The 16,756-nt window shown below is 67.1% G+C and carries 14 protein-coding genes; all 14 read right to left on the bottom strand.

The window, feature by feature from the left end; translation table 11 throughout:
* Positions 1-27: 27 nt before the first annotated feature.
* The gene (locus tag N0B71_RS02585; RefSeq protein WP_259757121.1) at positions 28-915 is read right to left on the bottom strand and encodes a TIGR01459 family HAD-type hydrolase; all 888 of its coding nucleotides are present in this window, start codon (positions 913-915) and stop codon (positions 28-30) included.
* Between the two features lie 74 nt (positions 916-989).
* Positions 990-1,646 carry a dual specificity protein phosphatase family protein gene (locus N0B71_RS02580; protein ID WP_259757119.1) on the bottom strand — a complete coding sequence of 219 codons (657 nt, stop codon included), beginning with the start codon at positions 1,644-1,646 and terminating at the stop codon, positions 990-992.
* Between the two features lie 85 nt (positions 1,647-1,731).
* Positions 1,732-2,118 carry a hypothetical protein gene (locus tag N0B71_RS02575; RefSeq protein ID WP_259757118.1) on the bottom strand — a complete coding sequence of 129 codons (387 nt, stop codon included), beginning with the start codon at positions 2,116-2,118 and terminating at the stop codon, positions 1,732-1,734.
* Entirely contained in the window at positions 2,118-2,948 is an 831-nt protein-coding gene (locus N0B71_RS02570) for an SDR family oxidoreductase (RefSeq protein ID WP_259757116.1), read from the bottom strand. Before N0B71_RS02570 ends, N0B71_RS02575 begins: the two co-directional genes overlap by 1 nt.
* Positions 2,949-3,011: 63 nt before the next feature.
* Positions 3,012-3,476 (bottom strand): multidrug transporter, encoded by a 465-nt coding sequence (locus tag N0B71_RS02565; protein ID WP_259757115.1) that lies wholly within the window; start codon positions 3,474-3,476, stop codon positions 3,012-3,014.
* 206 nt (positions 3,477-3,682) lie between these two features.
* Positions 3,683-5,002 (bottom strand): Ig-like domain-containing protein, encoded by a 1,320-nt coding sequence (locus N0B71_RS02560; RefSeq protein ID WP_259757113.1) that lies wholly within the window; start codon positions 5,000-5,002, stop codon positions 3,683-3,685.
* A 215-nt stretch (positions 5,003-5,217) separates the two neighbouring features.
* Positions 5,218-6,660 (bottom strand): mannose-1-phosphate guanylyltransferase/mannose-6-phosphate isomerase, encoded by a 1,443-nt coding sequence (locus N0B71_RS02555; RefSeq protein ID WP_259757112.1) that lies wholly within the window; start codon positions 6,658-6,660, stop codon positions 5,218-5,220.
* Between the two features lie 348 nt (positions 6,661-7,008).
* Positions 7,009-7,659: an alginate O-acetyltransferase AlgF gene (locus N0B71_RS02550; RefSeq protein ID WP_259757111.1), complete on the bottom strand. Its 651-nt coding sequence runs from the start codon at positions 7,657-7,659 to the stop codon at positions 7,009-7,011.
* 80 nt (positions 7,660-7,739) lie between these two features.
* Positions 7,740-8,924, bottom strand: a complete 1,185-nt coding sequence (locus tag N0B71_RS02545; RefSeq protein ID WP_259757110.1) for an alginate O-acetyltransferase — start codon at positions 8,922-8,924, stop codon at positions 7,740-7,742.
* Between the two features lie 11 nt (positions 8,925-8,935).
* Positions 8,936-10,498, bottom strand: coding sequence for an MBOAT family O-acyltransferase (locus tag N0B71_RS02540; protein WP_259757107.1), 1,563 nt, complete (start codon positions 10,496-10,498; stop codon positions 8,936-8,938).
* A 354-nt stretch (positions 10,499-10,852) separates the two neighbouring features.
* Positions 10,853-11,968: a mannuronate-specific alginate lyase gene (locus N0B71_RS02535; protein WP_259759722.1), complete on the bottom strand. Its 1,116-nt coding sequence runs from the start codon at positions 11,966-11,968 to the stop codon at positions 10,853-10,855.
* A 92-nt stretch (positions 11,969-12,060) separates the two neighbouring features.
* Positions 12,061-13,473: an alginate O-acetyltransferase gene (locus N0B71_RS02530; protein ID WP_259757106.1), complete on the bottom strand. Its 1,413-nt coding sequence runs from the start codon at positions 13,471-13,473 to the stop codon at positions 12,061-12,063.
* Positions 13,474-13,486: 13 nt separating this feature from the next.
* Positions 13,487-15,202 (bottom strand): mannuronan 5-epimerase AlgG, encoded by a 1,716-nt coding sequence (gene algG, locus N0B71_RS02525; protein ID WP_442964646.1) that lies wholly within the window; start codon positions 15,200-15,202, stop codon positions 13,487-13,489.
* 104 nt (positions 15,203-15,306) lie between these two features.
* Positions 15,307-16,740, bottom strand: a complete 1,434-nt coding sequence (locus tag N0B71_RS02520; RefSeq protein WP_259759720.1) for an alginate export family protein — start codon at positions 16,738-16,740, stop codon at positions 15,307-15,309.
* Positions 16,741-16,756 lie beyond the last annotated feature (16 nt).

The raw sequence follows: 16,756 nt of genomic DNA, 5'->3' as shown, positions 1-16,756 counted from the left end.
AGTCGAGCTCAGGCGGTTGTCCTGAACTCAGACCAGCCCCGGCGCGGCAAAGTGCGGACGAACTGGGTAGCCATCGAGCAGCGCGTTGGTCTTCTGCGCGTCCAGCGCGCCGTTGAACGGCACGCCCAGCGCCTGGCGGTGGATGCCGGTGGCAGCCAGCCAGAGGGTGTCGATGCGCGCGGCGAGGGCGCCGGGCACGTCGGTCACCAGCGAGTCGCCGACGAACAGGATGTGCCTGGCGCCGCGCGCCTCCAGTTGCCGCTGGGCGATGCGGAAGGCCGACGGGTCGGGCTTGCCGTACCAGTGCACGCTGCCGCCTTCCTCGGCGAAGGCCTCGGCCAGGCGGCCGGCGCCGAACACCGTCTGGCCGCCGGACACCACCACGCGGTCCGGATTGGCGCACAGGAACGGTTTGTCGGTGGCGCCGCGCAGCGGGGCGAAGCGCTCTTCCAGCTCATCCTGCGGGAAGCTGCCGACGCCCAGGATCAGCGACGCGGCGTGGATGTCATCGCAGAAGCGCTCGCGGATTTCCGCGGGCCAGGTGGTCAGCGCATCGCCCACGCCGACGGTGTAGATACCGCCGCGCTGGAACTCGCGCTCCTGGGTCAGGGCGTCGATGGCCAATTGGCCGGAGGTGGTGATGCCGGCGAACAGCTCGCGGGCGACGCCCAGGCGCACCAGGGTATCGGCCATCTCCGGGACGCTGCGCGAGGCGTTGCTGAGGAACCACACCGGCTTGCCTTCGGCGGCGCGGCGGGCGAGCCAGTCGAGAGCGCCGGGGAACACGTCCACGCCGTCGATCAGCACGCCCCAGAGGTCGAGCAGGAAGCCGTCGTAGTCGGCGCAGAAGGCATCGAGGCCGGCGTGGTCGATGTAGCGGGTGTGGGTGACGGCGCTGAAGCGGGAGGAGGTCATGGCGAGCCTGGGAAGCGGTGGGAGTGCGCCCACGTTAGCGCACTCTCGCCATGCCGGTGTACCTGTCGCGCGGATCAGTGCGCCGGGTGCAGCGGCCGCTGCTCGCCGAAGGTGTCCGCCAGCCAGCCCTTGAGCTGGCAGCCGGCGAAGGCCGAGGTGCTGCATTCGCCGCTGGCCAGGGCCTGCTGCAGTTTGCCGATGTCGGCTTTCTTGACGTAGGCGATGGCATCGTCCATGTCATCGGCGCTGCCGAAACCGGCTTCGGTCATTTCCTTGAGCGCGTCTTCCTTGCTCCAGCCCTGGATGACGGTGCGGTACATCGCCGAGAACAGGCCGGTGCGGTCGCTGCCGTGCTTGCAGTGCATCAGCACCGGGCCGTCCTGTTCGGCCTTCTGCAGGATGCGCAGCACCTTGAGCACGTCGGCGTCGTCGACGCGGTCGGCGTGGGTGGGGAAGCTCACCGTCTCGATGCCTTGCTGGCCGATCCAGGCGCGGTCGTCGTCCTTGATGAAGCTCACCACGGTCTTCACCTGCAGGCGCTGCAGCACGGGCAGGTCGGCGCTGTCGGGCAGGGCGCTGCGGTACAGGGTGGGCGACATCTGGTAGAGGTTGAACGACTTATCCACAGGCTTGGCCCAGTCGGCCGGCGTCTCGCCAGCGGCCAGGGCGAGCGGGCCGAATGTCAGCAGGGCGGCGGCGATGGCGCCACGGAGAATCGGGGGCAGGGACATGGGTGCTCCTCTAAGGTTGGCGGTACCTTAGGCGGGGCACGGTTGTGTCCGGATGAAAAGCAGGTGAAGAAAGCGTGAAGTCCGCTCAGCGCCGCTCGCCAGGGAGGAAGCGCGCGAGCACCGCGGGGCGGAAGAACCACCAGACGCACAGCGGGTAGCACAGGTAGTTGAGCGCGTAGATCAGCAGTCCTGCCGGGCTCGGGGTGTTCTTCCACGCCGCCATGCCCACCAGCAGCGCGTAGAGCACGGCCAGCCCGCCGCCGTACAGCGCGGTGAGCCGCCAGCGCTCGGCGGTTTCCGCCAGGCGTTTGTGCCGCCGGGCGAACCAGACGGCCATGGCAGCGGCGATGACGGCCGCCACCAGCAGCGTCGCCGGCACCCCGCCAACCCGCAGCAGCCCACGCGCCACGACGTTGAGGAAGAAGGCGGCGAGGATGCCGGCGAGGGCGAGGTAGCGGACCTGGACTGTCATCAGAGCTGCCCGTCCAGGCCGAAGCGCTTCTTCAGCACCCTGTCCAGCAGGCCGGTGGGCAACCAGCGCGACAGCAATGGCAGGGCGCGGCTGCCGTTGCCGATGCGCACCAGGCGCGGGCGCGGCGATCGTTGTGCGGCGGCCAGCAGCGCGCGGGCGAAGTCGCTGGCGGGGGTGGGCTTGTCCTGGGAGGCGGCGGCACGCGCCTGGATGAACGAGCGCAGCGGCCACCAGGGCGACTGCTCGCTGACCACCGCGGCCATCTCGCGGCTGGCGTTGGCGCCGAAGCTGGAGGCGATGGCCCCGGGCTGTACTTCCATCACCTCGATGCCGAAGGGCGCCAGTTCCAGGCGCAGTGCGTCGTTCAGCGCATGCACGGCGGCCTTCGACGCACAGTAGGCGCCGGCGAACGGGGTGACCAGTACGCCGGACACGCTGCCGATGTTCACCACCAGGCCGCGGCGCGCGCGCAGCGCCGGGAACAGCGCGCGGGTGACGCCGACCACGGCGAACACGTTGGTTTCGAACTGCCGGCGGATCGCCTGGCTGCCCCCATCGAGCAGCGGGCCCATGGCGCCGTAGCCGGCGTTGTTGATCAGTACATCCAGGCCACCGGCTTCGCGTTGCAGCAGCTCGGCGAGGCGCTCGACGGCGGGTTCGTCGTTGACGTCCAGCAGCACGCCACGGAACCCCGCCTGGCCGAGGACGGCGACGTCTTCGTCGCGGCGGGCGGTGGCCCAGACCTGGTAGCCGGCGGCCTGGAAGGCATCGGCAAGGGCGCGGCCGATACCGCTGGAGCAACCGGTGATGAGGGCGACGGGTTGGGGCATGGTCGGGCTGTCCTTTGGGCGATGAGCGCGGACTACCGTACCGGATTGTGCCGGGCAGGTGAATCAGTTGCCGAAGCGGCCGCTGACGCGCTCGGCGCGGAATTCCAGGGTGCTGGGGCGGTAGCCGGGGCGCAGCGGCGGCAGCGGCAGGCAATCGCTCCAGCTATCGCCGGCCAGCAGGGCGCCGGGGCCGCGGTAGCGCGGGGCCTCGTAGAGGTTTTCTGCGAGGTCGGTGGTGTCGCCAGGGCGGTAGGCGGCGACCTTCCAGCGCAGCTCCAGCAGCGGACGCGAGGAGCCGTTCTTCAGGCTGACCGCCAGCGGGCGGCCGGGCTGGCACTGGTCGGGCTGGTAGGCGATGCGCAGTTCCAGGTGCTGCAGTTGGCGGGCGTCGCTGTTGTCCTGCCAGATGGCGACGGCGATCACCGAGGCCAGCCCGACCAACCCGGCGCCGGAGATCGGCAGGGCGCGGGACGGGTAGCGAATCAACAGGATGATCCAGGTGACGATCAGCAGGATGCCGTACAGCATGGAGCGCTCCGCGGGGGATATCGAGCTTTACCTTAGCAGGTGGCGGGGTGGCGCGGGTTGATGTGGCGCGGGCGCCGATGCGTGCAGTAGGAGCGAGCTTGCTCGCGAACCAGCCCGGCGCCGGTGCTTCCCTGTAGGAGCGGGCCACGCCCGCGATCGCGCGCATCGCGCGCTCCTACAGAGGGTCAGGTCGCTTCGGCGGATGGTCAGCCCTGGCTCAATCGAACCTCGGTCTCGAGGCTGGTCGACGGCAGGAGTGAACTGGCCGCCCAGTTCACCAGGGCCGCGCTGGTGGCCGGGTGCTCTGCGCTGCTCGTCTGGGCGTCGGCATCGACGGCGTGGGTATCGCCGCCAAACAGCTCGTTCGAACCGTCGTAGAGCAGATCGCCGAGGCCGTGGCTGGCGTCGTCTGCCTCGCTGGTACCGCCGTCGGGCAGGGTGATCTGCAGATGATAGGGCTGCATCGTGCTGTGATCGTGGTCGCTCGAGTCGATGGTGAAGGCGTGCGCGCCCGGCGCCAGGGGCGAGTCCGGCGTGAAGCTCCAGCGTCCATCGGCATCGGCGGTGGTGCTGCCCAGCAGCGCGTCATTGTCGTAGATGGTCACGCCCGAACCGGGCTGCGCATGCCCGCTCAGGACGGGCGAGGCATCGTCGGAGCTGCCGCCATCCGCCACGGGGCCTTCAATGGTTGGCACCTGGGGTTCCGGCTCCGGCTCCGGATCGAGATTATCGGCGCTGACGGTGAACACCAGGGGAGCGGTCGGCGGGCTGGTGTGGCCCGCGGCGTCCGTGGCGGTGGCGGTGAGGCTGTGGCTATCCGCCGACAGGTCCTGCTCCGGGGTGAAGCGCCAGGTGCCGTCGGCCTTGACCGTGGTAGTGCCCAGCAGGTCTTTGCCGTCGTAGAGGCTGATGGTCGCGTTCGCGGTACCGCTGCCGAGGATTTCCGGTCGGGGCGTGTGCGAGGTGTCGTCGCTCAGCCCGCTGATGGCCACCTGCGGTGGCTCGACGTGGCCGCTGGACGCTTGGTGCGACCCGGAGCCGCCGGAGGAATGCCGGCTTGCAGCCAGCACGCCGACGCCGCCCGCGACGGCCGCCAGGGTCCAGGGCACGAAGCTGGGGCTGTAGTCATGCGCCTGGCTGATCACCGGGATCTCGCTGGTGGTTTCGCCGGCCAGGGCCAGCGGCACCTGCTCGCCATCGCCCAACTGCAGCGCGCCGCCGGCGCCATCGTCCCGGGCGGAGGCGTAGGCGGCGAGCTGTCCATCGTCGGCGATGCCGTAGAGCTGCGCGTCCATGCCGGGGCTGAAGTAGTTGGCCAGCGTCAGGTCGGGGTGTTTCTCGTCATCGACGAACAGCTGCAGGTTCTGGCCTTCGCGCTTGACCGAAATGGCTTCCTTGAGGGGGCTGCCATCCACCGACTTGAGGATGTATTTCATGTGTGGCTCGGCCAGGACCTCGCCGCCTCCCTCCACGGTCAACCGGGTGGCGGTGTCGGTGGCGGCGGTGATGAGGGTGATCCGTCCCATGGGTGAGTCTCCGGTGCTGTGATGGCGGGAAAATCACCGAGTATCCGGAGCGGTCGAGGGGGCGGAAATCCGAAGGCGCTGGGCTTTCGCGCGCAAGGGCTGGATACCGCGTAGGAAAGTGGTGCGACGGCAGTGCGGCGCCCAGAAAAAAGCCCCCGCACCCAGAGGGGGCGGGGGCATTGGCGCCGATGGGGGAAAGCGCCGGGGCCTGGGGCTTAGCGCACCACGGCCTGGATTTCCACGTTTTCCGTGGTACGGCCGTAGACGTCTTCCAGACGCTCGATGTCGTCCTCGCCCAGGTAGCTGCCCGATTGCACCTCGATGATCTCCAGCGGGATCTTGCCAGGGTTGGCCAGGCGGTGGACCGAGGCGATCGGGATGTAGGTGGACTGGTTCTCGGTGAGCAGGAAGGTCTTGTCGTCACAGGTCACCTGGGCGGTGCCGGAAACGACGATCCAGTGCTCGGCGCGGTGGTGGTGCATCTGCAGCGAGAGGCGTGCGCCGGGCTTGACGGTGATGTGCTTGACCTGGAAGCGGCCGCCCATGTCCACCGAGTCGTAGGAGCCCCACGGACGGTAGACCTGGCAGTGGTTCTGGGTTTCGGTGCGGCCGGCGGCGTCGAGCTGGTTGACCACCTTCTTGACGTCCTGCACGCGGTCCTTGTGGGCGATCATCATGGCGTCCTTGGTCTCGACCACCACGATGTCTTCCAGGCCGACCACCGACACCAGCTTGCCGTTGCCGTGCACCAGGCAGTTGTGGCTGTCGTGGACGACCACGTCGCCCATGGTGACGTTGCCGTCGGCGTCCTTGTCGTGCACTTCCCAGATCGACGACCAGCTGCCGACATCGTTCCAGCCGGCGGCGAGCGGGACCACGCAGGCGCGGCGGGTCTTTTCCATCACGGCGTAGTCGATGGAGTTGTCCGGGCAGCACTCGAAGGTGGCGGCGTCGATGCTGATCAGGTCGCCGTCGTGCTGGCTGCGCTCCAGGGCGAGCAGGCAGGTGTCGTAGATGTCGGCGTCGTGCTTCTTCAGCTCTTCCAGGAAGCGGCTGGCGCGGAACAGGAACATGCCGCTGTTCCAGAAGTAGCCGCCGTCTTCGACGAACTGCTTGGCGCGGGCTTCGTCGGGCTTCTCGATGAAGCGTTCGACGCGGATGACGCCGTCGGGCAGGCCGCGCTCGTCACCGGACTTGATGTAGCCGTAGCCGGTTTCCGGGCGGTCGGCCGGTACGCCGAAGAGCACCATCTCGCCTTTTTCGGCGGCGTTGGTGGCCAGGGCCAGGGCGCGCTGGAAGGCACGCTGGTCGTCGATCACATGGTCGGCCGGGAGGATCAGCAGCAGTTCGTCACGGCCTTCGGACAAGAGCTTCATGGCGGCGATGGCGACTGCCGGGGCGGTGTTGCGGCCGAAGGGTTCGAGGAGAATCGACTGGGTTTTCAGGTTCAGCGCTTCGAGCTGCTCCTGGACGATGAAACGGTGTTCCTGGTTGCTCACCACCACCGGCGGTTCCATGCCTTCGAACACCAGGCGCTCGAGGGTCTGCTGGAACAGGGTGTGTTCGCCGGTCAGGGCCAGGAACTGCTTGGGATACTGTTTGCGCGAAAGAGGCCAGAGTCGCGAGCCGCTGCCACCGGAAAGAATTACTGGGATCATCGGGTTTCTCCTAAAGCGTTTGCGTACTGTGGGCCGGACCGCGTCATGCGGGCCGACGTGCCGTTTGGGTGACCTCTCCTGTGCAGACCGTGGTTGCGGCGCACGGGTCTTGCTGCCGGTGTGGGGCCGGTCTTGTTGTTTGGCTTGGGAGTGGTTGCACAGCGCCCTCTCCCTGGCCCTCTCCCTGAAGGGAGAGGGCACTGTTCGGAGCGAAGCGGGGCATCCCCGCTCGCCGGGTAGTACTGAGCTTTTCGTTCGCACGGATGGCTCCCTCTCCGTTCAGGGAGAGGGTGGGGGAGAGGGGCGGGATTCGCCCCCAGTGCGAAGCGCGCCATCCGCATCAAGTCTTCAGTCCGCCTTCACCGGGCGCTTGACCCACACCGGGTTCAGCTTGGCGCCGTCGCCGGTGACGTAGAGGCAGACCACTTCGCCGCGTTCGAGGGTGACCGGCTTGAGGTCGCTGACCTTCTTCGCGCCGTCGAACAGCGCCAGGTTCACCTTCACCGGGTTGATTTCGCGGTCGCCGTGGCTCTGCGGGGCGACGTTGCTGACCACTTCGGTCTTGCCGTCGGCGGTCTTCAGGGTGAGGGCCTTGCCGCTGAGGTTCTGCACGCGGACCAGGGCCTTCTGCTTGTTCTTGAACGGCGGCTCGGGCACCAGGCGCGGCTGGCCGCCGGGCTGGCTGACGAGGGTGTAGTAGGAGTCCGGGTCGAGTTTCACCGGCAGGCTCTGGGAGCCGACCTTGGCGGTGTAGTTGCCCGGCGGGAGGAACTTGAAGTCGCTGGAGCCCAGCGGCGAGATGTCGTTCAGGGTGGCGTTGCCGACCGCGACGGACAGCTCGCCGCTGCCGGCGTTGTAGGCCCGAACGAAGGAAGAGCCCTTGGGAGCCTGCGGGCCGTAGAGCGCGCCTTCACCGCCAGCGAAGGCGCCGAGGGATGCAGCGCCCAGGGCCAGTGCCAGGGCGGACGACGTCAGGGTGCGAATGCTCAGTCGGTTCATGGGGTGTACCTCCGTCTTCTCTTTCATGTGGGCACGGGGGGTGCCCTGTTCAGCGCGCGGTGCGCCGTGGGTTCGTGGGATCAATGTTCGGCGGCCTGGTTGGATGCCAGGCGTTCGTCGCGGCCACCCGCTGCCCGCAGTTGCGCCACCCAGTCCGGGTTGAACTGGCTCAGGTCGCTGTGCATCGGCAGGTAGCGTTCGGGGAATTCCCAGACCAGCAGTTGCGCCGGCTTCTGCTTGAAGCCTTCGTCCTGCAGGAGTTCGAGCATGGGTTCCAGGGGGCCCTTGCCCTCCTTGGCGTAGTTGATGACATCCGCCGAGAGCGCCTGCTTGAGGGCGCCGGCGAAGTTCCAGCGCGGGTTGGCGCTGTAGCTGGTGCCGACCAGCGCTACCTGGGGCTGGGCGCTGTCGCCGAAGAGGTCGCCGCCACCGTTGTCGGCGGACGCGGCGTCCTCGGCCGGATGGGTCTCGCGCTGTTCCAGCTGGTCCTCGGGGGGCAGCAGGTTGGTGAACAACGGGTCCAGCGGCAGGAAGGTCAGCAGGTCGCCCTTGTGCGCGCCGCTCTTGCCCGCCTCGGTGACGAAGCTCTGGGTCGGCAGGTCGGAGCCGACGCTGGCGCGGATGCTTTCGCCCAGGCGCTGGGCCACGGCTTCGGCGCCCAGCGGGGTCCAGTGGGTGTCGGTGCGCAGGAACACCTGGCCGTTGTCCTTGGCCTTCTCCAGCGTGCCGAGCAGCTCCGGCGCGGCCATGCCGGCCTGGCGGGCGCGCTGCAGGAAGTCGTTGTACAGCGACGCGTGCAGGGCGGCCGGTTGCTCCTTGCCGACGTACTCGGGGTAGAGGCGGGTCTTGGCCGGGATGATCGCCAGCACCAGCTTCACGCCGCGGCGTTCCAGCTCCTGCTGTACGCCACGCACCAGCGCCCAGTTGTCCTCGAGCTGCTGCTGGGTGGGGGCGGGCTTGAACTCTTCATCGGTGAACAGCCAGCCGTCCTTGCCGATCACCACGCCCGGGCGGCCTTCGTCGAAGACGGTGTAGTCCAGCGCGGCCCAGAGGTTGGTGCCCAGGCGCTTGATGGGGAATTCGTCGTCGTAGTGGCCTTCGAAGGCGTGGGCCAGCTTGCCGTTGAGCACGGTGGTGCCTTCGGCGGCGGAGAAGCTGGGGAACGACTTCAGCGACCAGCCGGCCAGGCCCAGCAACATCCCGCCGAACGCGGCGATGTAGGCGTACTGGAGGGGTTTGGCGATGCTCTTGGTTTCTACTGTCATGATGGCCTCGCTCAGAACTGGAAGTAGAGGAACGGCGAGTAGCTCTGCGCCGAGAGCTTGAGCACCGAGGCGGCGAACAGCAGGAGCAGGGCGACGCGGGTGGCCAGCACCGGCAGCTGGGTCATCCAGTGCGGCTGGTAGACGGCGGCGCCGCTGGGCGAATAGGCGATGGCCGCCGGGTCCTGCTGGGCCATGGCCGGGGTGCGCGGCTGGGCGCTGGCCGGGCCGTCGGCGTCAACCGCTTCGGCCTTCGCCGCGGCTTTGGGCGCCTTGCTCTGCATTGGTTGGTTGTAGAACTGGCGCAGGCCGAAGAAGGCGAGCACGAGGTAGGCGATGACCAGGGTGCCGACCTGCAGGCCGGTGAGGCTGGCGCGGTTTAGCTCGGAGAGTTTCCAGTCGCCGAAGCTGAACATGGCTTCGTACATGCGCCCCGCCACGTGCAGGTTCTCGGCGCGGAAGATCACCCAGCCGATGATCACCAGCAGGAAGGTGAAGGCCCACTTCAGCGGGTTGAGCACCCGCGGCGCGGCGTTCACGCCCAGGGCGCGCTCGATGGCCAGCCACACGCCGTGCCAGGCGCCCCAGATGATGTAGGTGACGTTGGCGCCGTGCCACAGGCCGCCCAGCAGCATGGTGAGGATCAGGTTGCGGTAGGTCTGGAAGGTGGTGCCGCGGTTGCCGCCCAGGCTGATGTACAGGTAGTCGCGCAGCCAGGTGGACAGGCTGATGTGCCAGCGCCGCCAGAACTCGGTGATGGACTGGCTGATGTAGGGCTGGTTGAAGTTCTCCATGAAGCGGAAGCCCATCATCAGGCCCAGGCCGATGGCCATGTCGCTGTAGCCGGAGAAGTCGAAGTACAGCTGCGCGGTGTAGGCCAGCGCGCCCAGCCAGGCGTCGCCGGTGGTGGGGTTCTGCAGGGCGAAGCAGTGGTCGGCCACCGCCGCCAGGGTGTCGGCGATGAACACCTTCTTGACGAAGCCCTGCATGAAGCGGGTGCAGCCTTCGGCGAACTTGTCGACGGTGTGGGTGCGGTGGTTGAACTGGTCGACCAGGTCCTTGAAGCGCAGCACTGGGCCGGCGATCAGGTGCGGGAAGATCGCCACGAACGCCGCGAAGTCGATCAGGTTGTGCGTGGCCGGGGTGTCGCCGCGGTACACGTCGATGATGTAGCTGATCGATTCGAAGGTGTAGAAGCTGATGCCGATCGGCAGCAGGATGTGGGTCAGCACGAAGGGCTGCATGCCGAACGAGGTGATGATCTCGTTGAGGCTCTCCACGCCGAAGTTGGCGTACTTGAAGTAGCCCAGCACGCAGAGGTCGACCACCACGCCGAGGATCAGCCAGCGCTGCGCGGCCTTGGTGCGCACGCCGGCGGCGCCGATGCGCAGGCCGATCCAGTAGTTGAATACGGTGACGCCGGCGAACAGCAGGAGGAAGTCCACCCGCCACCAGGCGTAGAAGATGTAGCTGGCGACCAGCAACAGGAGGTTCCGGTAGCGGTTCCCGCTCAGGTAGTACAGGCCGAGGAAGACCGGCAGGAACAGGAACAGGAACACGTTGGAAGAAAAGACCATTCCGCGTCTCTCTCTGGAGCTTCAAACCTTGAGTGGCTCCGGACCTTCCGGCGTCTTCGCGACGCCTTGAGGAAAGGCCGGGGCAACCCGCCAATTCCTCCCCATGTGGTGCTCAATCTGCTGCGCCCGCCCGCGTCTTTATTGCGCGGGTCGGGGGTGTTGCTTGCCGGGGCTCCGGCGTTAGGGGTTCCCTCTCCCCAGCCCTCTCCCTGAAGGGAGAGGGGGCATCCGTGCCGGCGGCTGTTTCGTGCCAGCCGGCCGCCTCAGTGCTGCCCAATCGCTCGGACAGTCCCCTCTCCCTTCGGAGCGGGGCGCGTAGCCAGGGTTAGGGAGAGGGGCTCTTGCCGTGTGGCTTCAGCTCCCCGCCCCCTGACGGTTGAAAACCTTGGTCACCTCACCCCCCAGGCGGAAGCTGTTGAACGGCTCCATCTTCTTCTTCCAGTCCTGGGTCTTGGGCGCGCAGCTGTAGAGCGCGCAGTAGGGTTCCAGCCAGGCGAACTTGCTGTTCTCCTTCAGGTCGCCCATGTCCTGGTCGTTGCCAGTCTTCTCGTCGAACGCTTCCTGGTCGTCCACGCCTTGCATCACGCGGTTGGCCAGGCGCTGCAGGGCGCCGTTGTTTTCCTGGCGCAGGTCGACGCCGTTCACCTGGGCGAAGGCGGCGATCATGGTCAGCGGCGGCAGCGAGTAGTTGTGGTACGACAGCGCGCGCTGGCGGCGCTTGAGTTCGTTGGGCAGGTAGCCGTCGGCGTCCACCTGGTTGGCGGCGACCTTGAACTCCTGCACCGACCAGTCGAACAGGTCGCGGCGGTTGGTCACCACGGCGGTGGACATCACCGACCAGGCGGCCCAGTAGGAGTGGTTGTTGATCTTCTTCAGCGGCAGATCGCTCCAGTCGCGCACCACCTGGCTGCCCAGGGTGCTGAACCAGTTCTCGATCTCCTTCGACTGCTCGGTGTAGGAGGCCAGCGGGCGGCTGCTGGAGAACTTCAGGCGCATGTAGGACGACGACAGGCTGCCCAGCGCCCATTTGCGCATGGACTTGCCGGTGTGGTTGTAGTCGCTGCTCTCCAGCGCGCCGGCCTTCGCCCAGCTGTCCAGCCAGGTCATCGCGCAGTCCAGGTCACCCTTGTTGCCGCTGCGCATGTACTGGGTGATGAGCTTGGTGGCGCCGCGCTCCATGTCGGTGATGTCCTTGATCTGGCTGCGGAATTCTTTCTCCGCATCCGCGTTCAGGGTGGCACGCGCCGAGTCCGAGCCCTTGTACTTGCTGGTGAACTGCAGGCTGCCGGTATAGGGCGTCGGCGGGGTGGGGCAACGGTCGGAATCCTTCTTGCTGCCCTTGTCGCCAACGGCGGAGAAATAGCCCGGCGGCGGCACCAGATCGGCGGCGTAGGTGGTCGCCTCGCCACCGAACAGGGCGCCGAGCACCGCGACGCTCAGGCCGATGCGGGCGACCACGGGGGTCTTGATCTTGCGTAGGCTTGGCATGGAATTCACTCCCTCACGTCTGAGCCTGTTCGATGTCTGCCTGCGCGGCGCTCGGCGAGACCCTGAACAGGCTCCTAGTTGGCGGCCACGTCGGCCGACTTGGCTTTGGGCGTCTGACAGAGCTTGGCCTCGACTTCCAGGCCCGCCGGCATGTCTTCCGGCGCCTCGATCTCCAGGGAGAGGAACTGCTGGTTCGACCAGTCCTCGTCGTTGCGCAGCTCGAAGACGTAGCGTCCGCCGGTATCCACCGCCTTGGACTGCTCGATCTTCAGCTGCTCGCGGCGGCCGTTCATGTACCAGATGGTGTTCTTGAGCTCGTGGATGCCGGGGTCGGAATAGGTGACGTCGGCGGTGTAGCTGCCCGAGCGGATCGGCAGGGCGCCGCTGTTGAGCAGCACCTCGTTGCTGCCCGCGTGCAGCTTGACCTTGCGGCTGATGGCCGGCTTGCCGTCGGCGCAGCCGTTGTCCACCAGCGGCATGGCCTGGCGATAGAAGCTCTTCTGCGCCATGTCGTAGTGGGTGGCGAATTCCCAGATGAGGATCTTCGGCGGCTTGTCGTGGAATTCCTTGCTGGTCATGTAGGCCAGCAGGGAGCTGTCGAAGCCGCCGCCGGACACGGCGTTGTTGAGGATGTCGACCTTGCCGTACTGCTCCAGGAAGCCGGCGAAGTTGTACGCCGGGCCGCTGTTGGAGGTGCCCACCAGCGCGACCTGGGCATCGCCGCCTTCACCGAACAGGTCGCCGCCGCCCGAATCGCCCACCGGCTCGGTCTCGAAGCGGTCGACGTACTGCGGTGCGTAGCTGCTGCCGCACAGCTGCGCGGCAGCCTTGTGGAAGGTGCCCAGCTTGGACAGCAGGCCCACGCGCTTGCTCTCGAATTCCTTCTTGGGAATGTCGTTGTAGGCGGGGATTTCCTTCAGCGTCTCGGCCACGATCTTCGCGCTGCGCATGGCGCCGTACGGGGTCCAGTGGTGGTCGCCCTTGAAGTAGTAGGGGTGCTCTTCCTTCTCGTCGAACAGCGGCGAGAAGTCCGGGGTGTAGATGCCGGCCTTGCGGAACTGCGCGATGGTCGCCTGGTAGTTCTTCTTCGCCAGCTCGTAGTTGAAGCTGGCCTTTTCCTGCGGGTTGAGCTTCTCGCGGTTCACCAGGCCACGGGTGGGCTGGTAGACCACGACGAGGTCGATGCCCTTGCGCTTGAGTTCGTCGCGCAGCTGCTTGAGCTCGCGCCAGCCTTCGGGCGTGGTGCCGAAGTCGGTGCGCAGGTCGTAGGTGGTGCGGAAAAGCCAGTCTTCCTGGGCCGGCACCAGGTGGGTGAAGAAGCCCAGGTACTTGGTGTTGTACGCCGTATCGTTGGCGGCGGTCGGGCACAGCCCGGCGGCCGGCTGAGCGGTATAGCTCGGCGCGTCGGCGGCGGTCGCCTGGTGGGCCAGCAGCAGGGCCGCGGAAAGGCCCGACAGGCGCAGCAGGTTGATGGTGATGTTCTTCATGACAGTCGGGTCCTCAGTTCTGCAGTTCGGCCTGGCTTTCGACGGGGTCGATCAGCACCGCGCGTTGCTGGCGCACCAGCAGGTCCAGGATCTGGTCCTGCTTCTCGCCGAGCACGCCGTTGAAGGAGATGCCGGAAGATTTGGTCGGGCCGAGCATGGCCACCTTGTAGAGCTCCAGCGACAGCGGCGAATCCACCGACAGCGGGCCGGAGCCGTTGCCGGCCAGCTTGCCGCCGACCACGATCAGCGAGACCTTGGTATCGAAGGGGTCGAGGTCGATGTTGCGGTCGGTGTCGGAGAGGTCCTTGATGTGGCCGTAGACGCCGATCAGCTTGTTGCCGGCCGCGAGGTTCTCGTACAGCCGGATGTTCACGCTGTTGCGCACGCGGATGCCGTGGCGCTGGTTGGCCAGCACCTGGTTGCCGTAGATGAGGTTGTCGCCCGACTCGTAGAGCGTGATGCCGTCGGAGTGGTTGCGGTACACCTCGTTGTAGGCCACCAGGTTGCGCTCGGAATTACGGTCGAGGACGATTCCGGAGAGGTGGTTGTCGTAGGTCTTGTTGTGGATGATCCAGCTGTCGTTGACCTCACGGGAGACGATGATGCCGTGCTTCTTCTTGGTCCCGTAGACGGTGTTCTCGGCGATGATCAGGCGGTGCGAACGGTCGTGCGGGTCGATGCCGTAGATCACGTTGTTCTTGTAGGTGTTGCCGCGCACCACCAGGTCGTCCGCTTCATAGCAGTAGAAGCCGTACCAGGCGTCCTCGAAGGTGGAGTTGAGCACCCAGCCCTGGGGCCGCGGGCGCTTCATGGTCTTGTCCATGCCCGGGCTGTACTGCGAGATGGAGATGCCGTAGGCCTTGGACGCGTTGTAGCCGAAGCTCGTGAAGTGGCTGTTGACCAGGTAGGCCTCGGCGCCGCCCCAGGAGATCAGGAAGGGGCGGAACTCGTTGGGCTCCTTGAACCAGGCCGGTTCGTTCTTCGCCTCGTTCCAGGCGGTGACCTTGGTGTCGCGCACGAACAGCTTGCCGTCGTTGACCAGGAACGATCCGCGATCCTGAGACAGGCGCAGCTCCTTGACCTTGCCGTCGATCTCCAGGGTCGCGCCCTGGCTGACCACGATAGGCAGGCGGGCGACGTAGACGCCCGGCTCGGTCTGCTCCAGAGCGTTCTTGGGCAGCTTGCCGACCAGCTCGGTGAGGTTGACGTAGCCGCCCTCGATGAAGATCGCCTTGGGCATCTGGCGCTGGCGCTTCACCCATTCGCCGAGACGGTTCTTGCCGCCGGTGAACTCCTTCAGCGGCTGCTGCTGCACCATGCGCTGGATCTGCGCCTTGCCGCGATTGTTGCGCACGATCTTCTTCTCCACCGCCTCGGGGGTGTAGCCGGAGAGGTCGGGCAGCTTGGGCGGCTCCAGGTGCAGCGGCTCGCTCGGAGCCGCGGTCACCGTGTAGTTGCCCGATTGCTTCAGCGTCTGGGTATGGCCCGGTTCTTCGGCCGGGGCGCTCTCGTCCTCGGCGGCCTTATCGGCTTTCGCGGCGTCGGCCTTCTTGGCCTGGGCGGCGCTGGCTTCGGCCTTGGCCGCGGGCTGCGCCGCCCAGGCCGGAGTGGTGGCCAGCAGTACGCTGCCCAGCAGCAGGCCGGCCCAGGGCGTGGCGGTCGATTTGCGCAGGCCTTGCGGCTCCCTCACCCCAGCCCTCTCCCGGAGGGAGAGGGAGCACCCCGGCATTGGGCGGAGCGCCGTGCAAGCCGGCGACTCCGAACAGCCCCCTCTCCCTCTGGGAGAGGGTTGGGGTGAGGGTAATAGAGTGAGAATGTTCATCGCCATACTCCTCAGAAGTGCCAGATCACGTCGACGAAGGCGTGGTGCATGGTCGAGTCGACGTGGCTGCCGTAGGCGTCACCGGGCTTGAACACACCGCCACGGAAGCGGATCAGCGCCGACGGCTCGTCGATCGCCTGGCTCATCGAAGCCGGCAGCAGGCCCTGCTTGAAGTACTTGGTGACGACCAGGTCGACTTCCTGGCCGATGTCCTTGGAGTCGTTGACCAGCGGAGCGGTGATGCCGCTGTTGCCGATGTCCGAGTCGCTGTCCACGCGGCGGAACTTGTTGTAGATGACGCTGGCGTCGTAGTCGTCGCGCAGCTGCCAGGAGCCGAACAGGGTGGCGGCTTCGAGGTTCGACAGTTCGCCACGGAACGCCTCGCCGAAGCGGTGCGCGCGGGCGCGGGTGCCGGTGAAGTTGGAGCGGTTGCTTTCAAGGCCGGTCTGTTCGAACTGGTCTTCGCCATTCTTGCCGCCGCCACTGCCACGGGCGTAGGCACCGCCGACGCGCCACTGCTCGTCGATGTTCCAGCGCAGGCCAAGGTCGGCGCCGTAGGCGTCCACGTCGCCGCTCTGCTTGCCGGTGGCGATGCGCTCGCCATTCACCGGGGCGGTGGTCAGGCGGTCGCGGTTGCCGGTCAGCCAGGTGGCGCTGGCCCAGTAGTTGATGGGCATCTGCGAGCGCCAGTTGTAGCCGTCGCCGTTGGCCTCGATGCCGACCCAGGTGAGGTCGCCGGTGGAGCGCTTGTCCAGCGAGTCGACGGTGTCGCCCGGGTCCGGGAGGCTGCCGCTGTCATCGGAATGGTGCACGCGCAGGCCGACCCAGTGCTGCGGCATCCACTGCGTGGAGATGTCGCCGAAGACGTGGGTGCGGTCCTTGTCTTCCGGCGCCAGGTCGGTGATGTCGGTGCGGTAGTCGGAGAAGCGCTGGGCGGCGCCGAGGTGGGCGCGCAGCAGGGTGGTGTCGAAGGTCCAGTTCAGGGCCTCGATGTTGGTGTCCTGCCACATGCCGCTGTCTTCGCGCAGGCGCTGGCGACCGAAGCGCAGGTGCTCGCCGGGGTACTGAGTGAGGCCGGCATAGTCCACCCAGAACTCGCGCAGAGCGAGGTAGGCGTCGTCGGGCTCGCGCTTGTTGTCGCTGCTGCCGCGGCTGGTGTTGTTGACGTCGTCGTTCTGCAGGGTGTCGGTCTGGATGGTGTCGGTGGCGGCGACCGCCTGGCCCATCACGTAAGCGCTCCAGTCGCCCCACTGGCCGAACGCCCAGGGGCGCAGGTCGAGGCCTATGCCGTTGAGGTCGCCGCCGCGGGCGGTGCCCAGGTCGCGGTCATCCTCGGATTCGGCGGTCACCTTGATGTCGAGGCCGAAATTCTTCGGCGGCTCTTCGGCGGCGTGGGCGAGGCTGCCGAACAGCGTGCCGGCCAGGCTCAGGCCAACGCCGAACATGGCGGGGAACAGGCGG

It is taken from the genome of Pseudomonas sp. GCEP-101, assembly GCF_025133575.1.
GTDB lineage: Bacteria > Pseudomonadota > Gammaproteobacteria > Pseudomonadales > Pseudomonadaceae > Pseudomonas > Pseudomonas nitroreducens_B.
The sequence above is the reverse complement of the archived record's forward strand: the minus strand, read 5'-3'. Positions and strand labels throughout refer to the sequence as shown.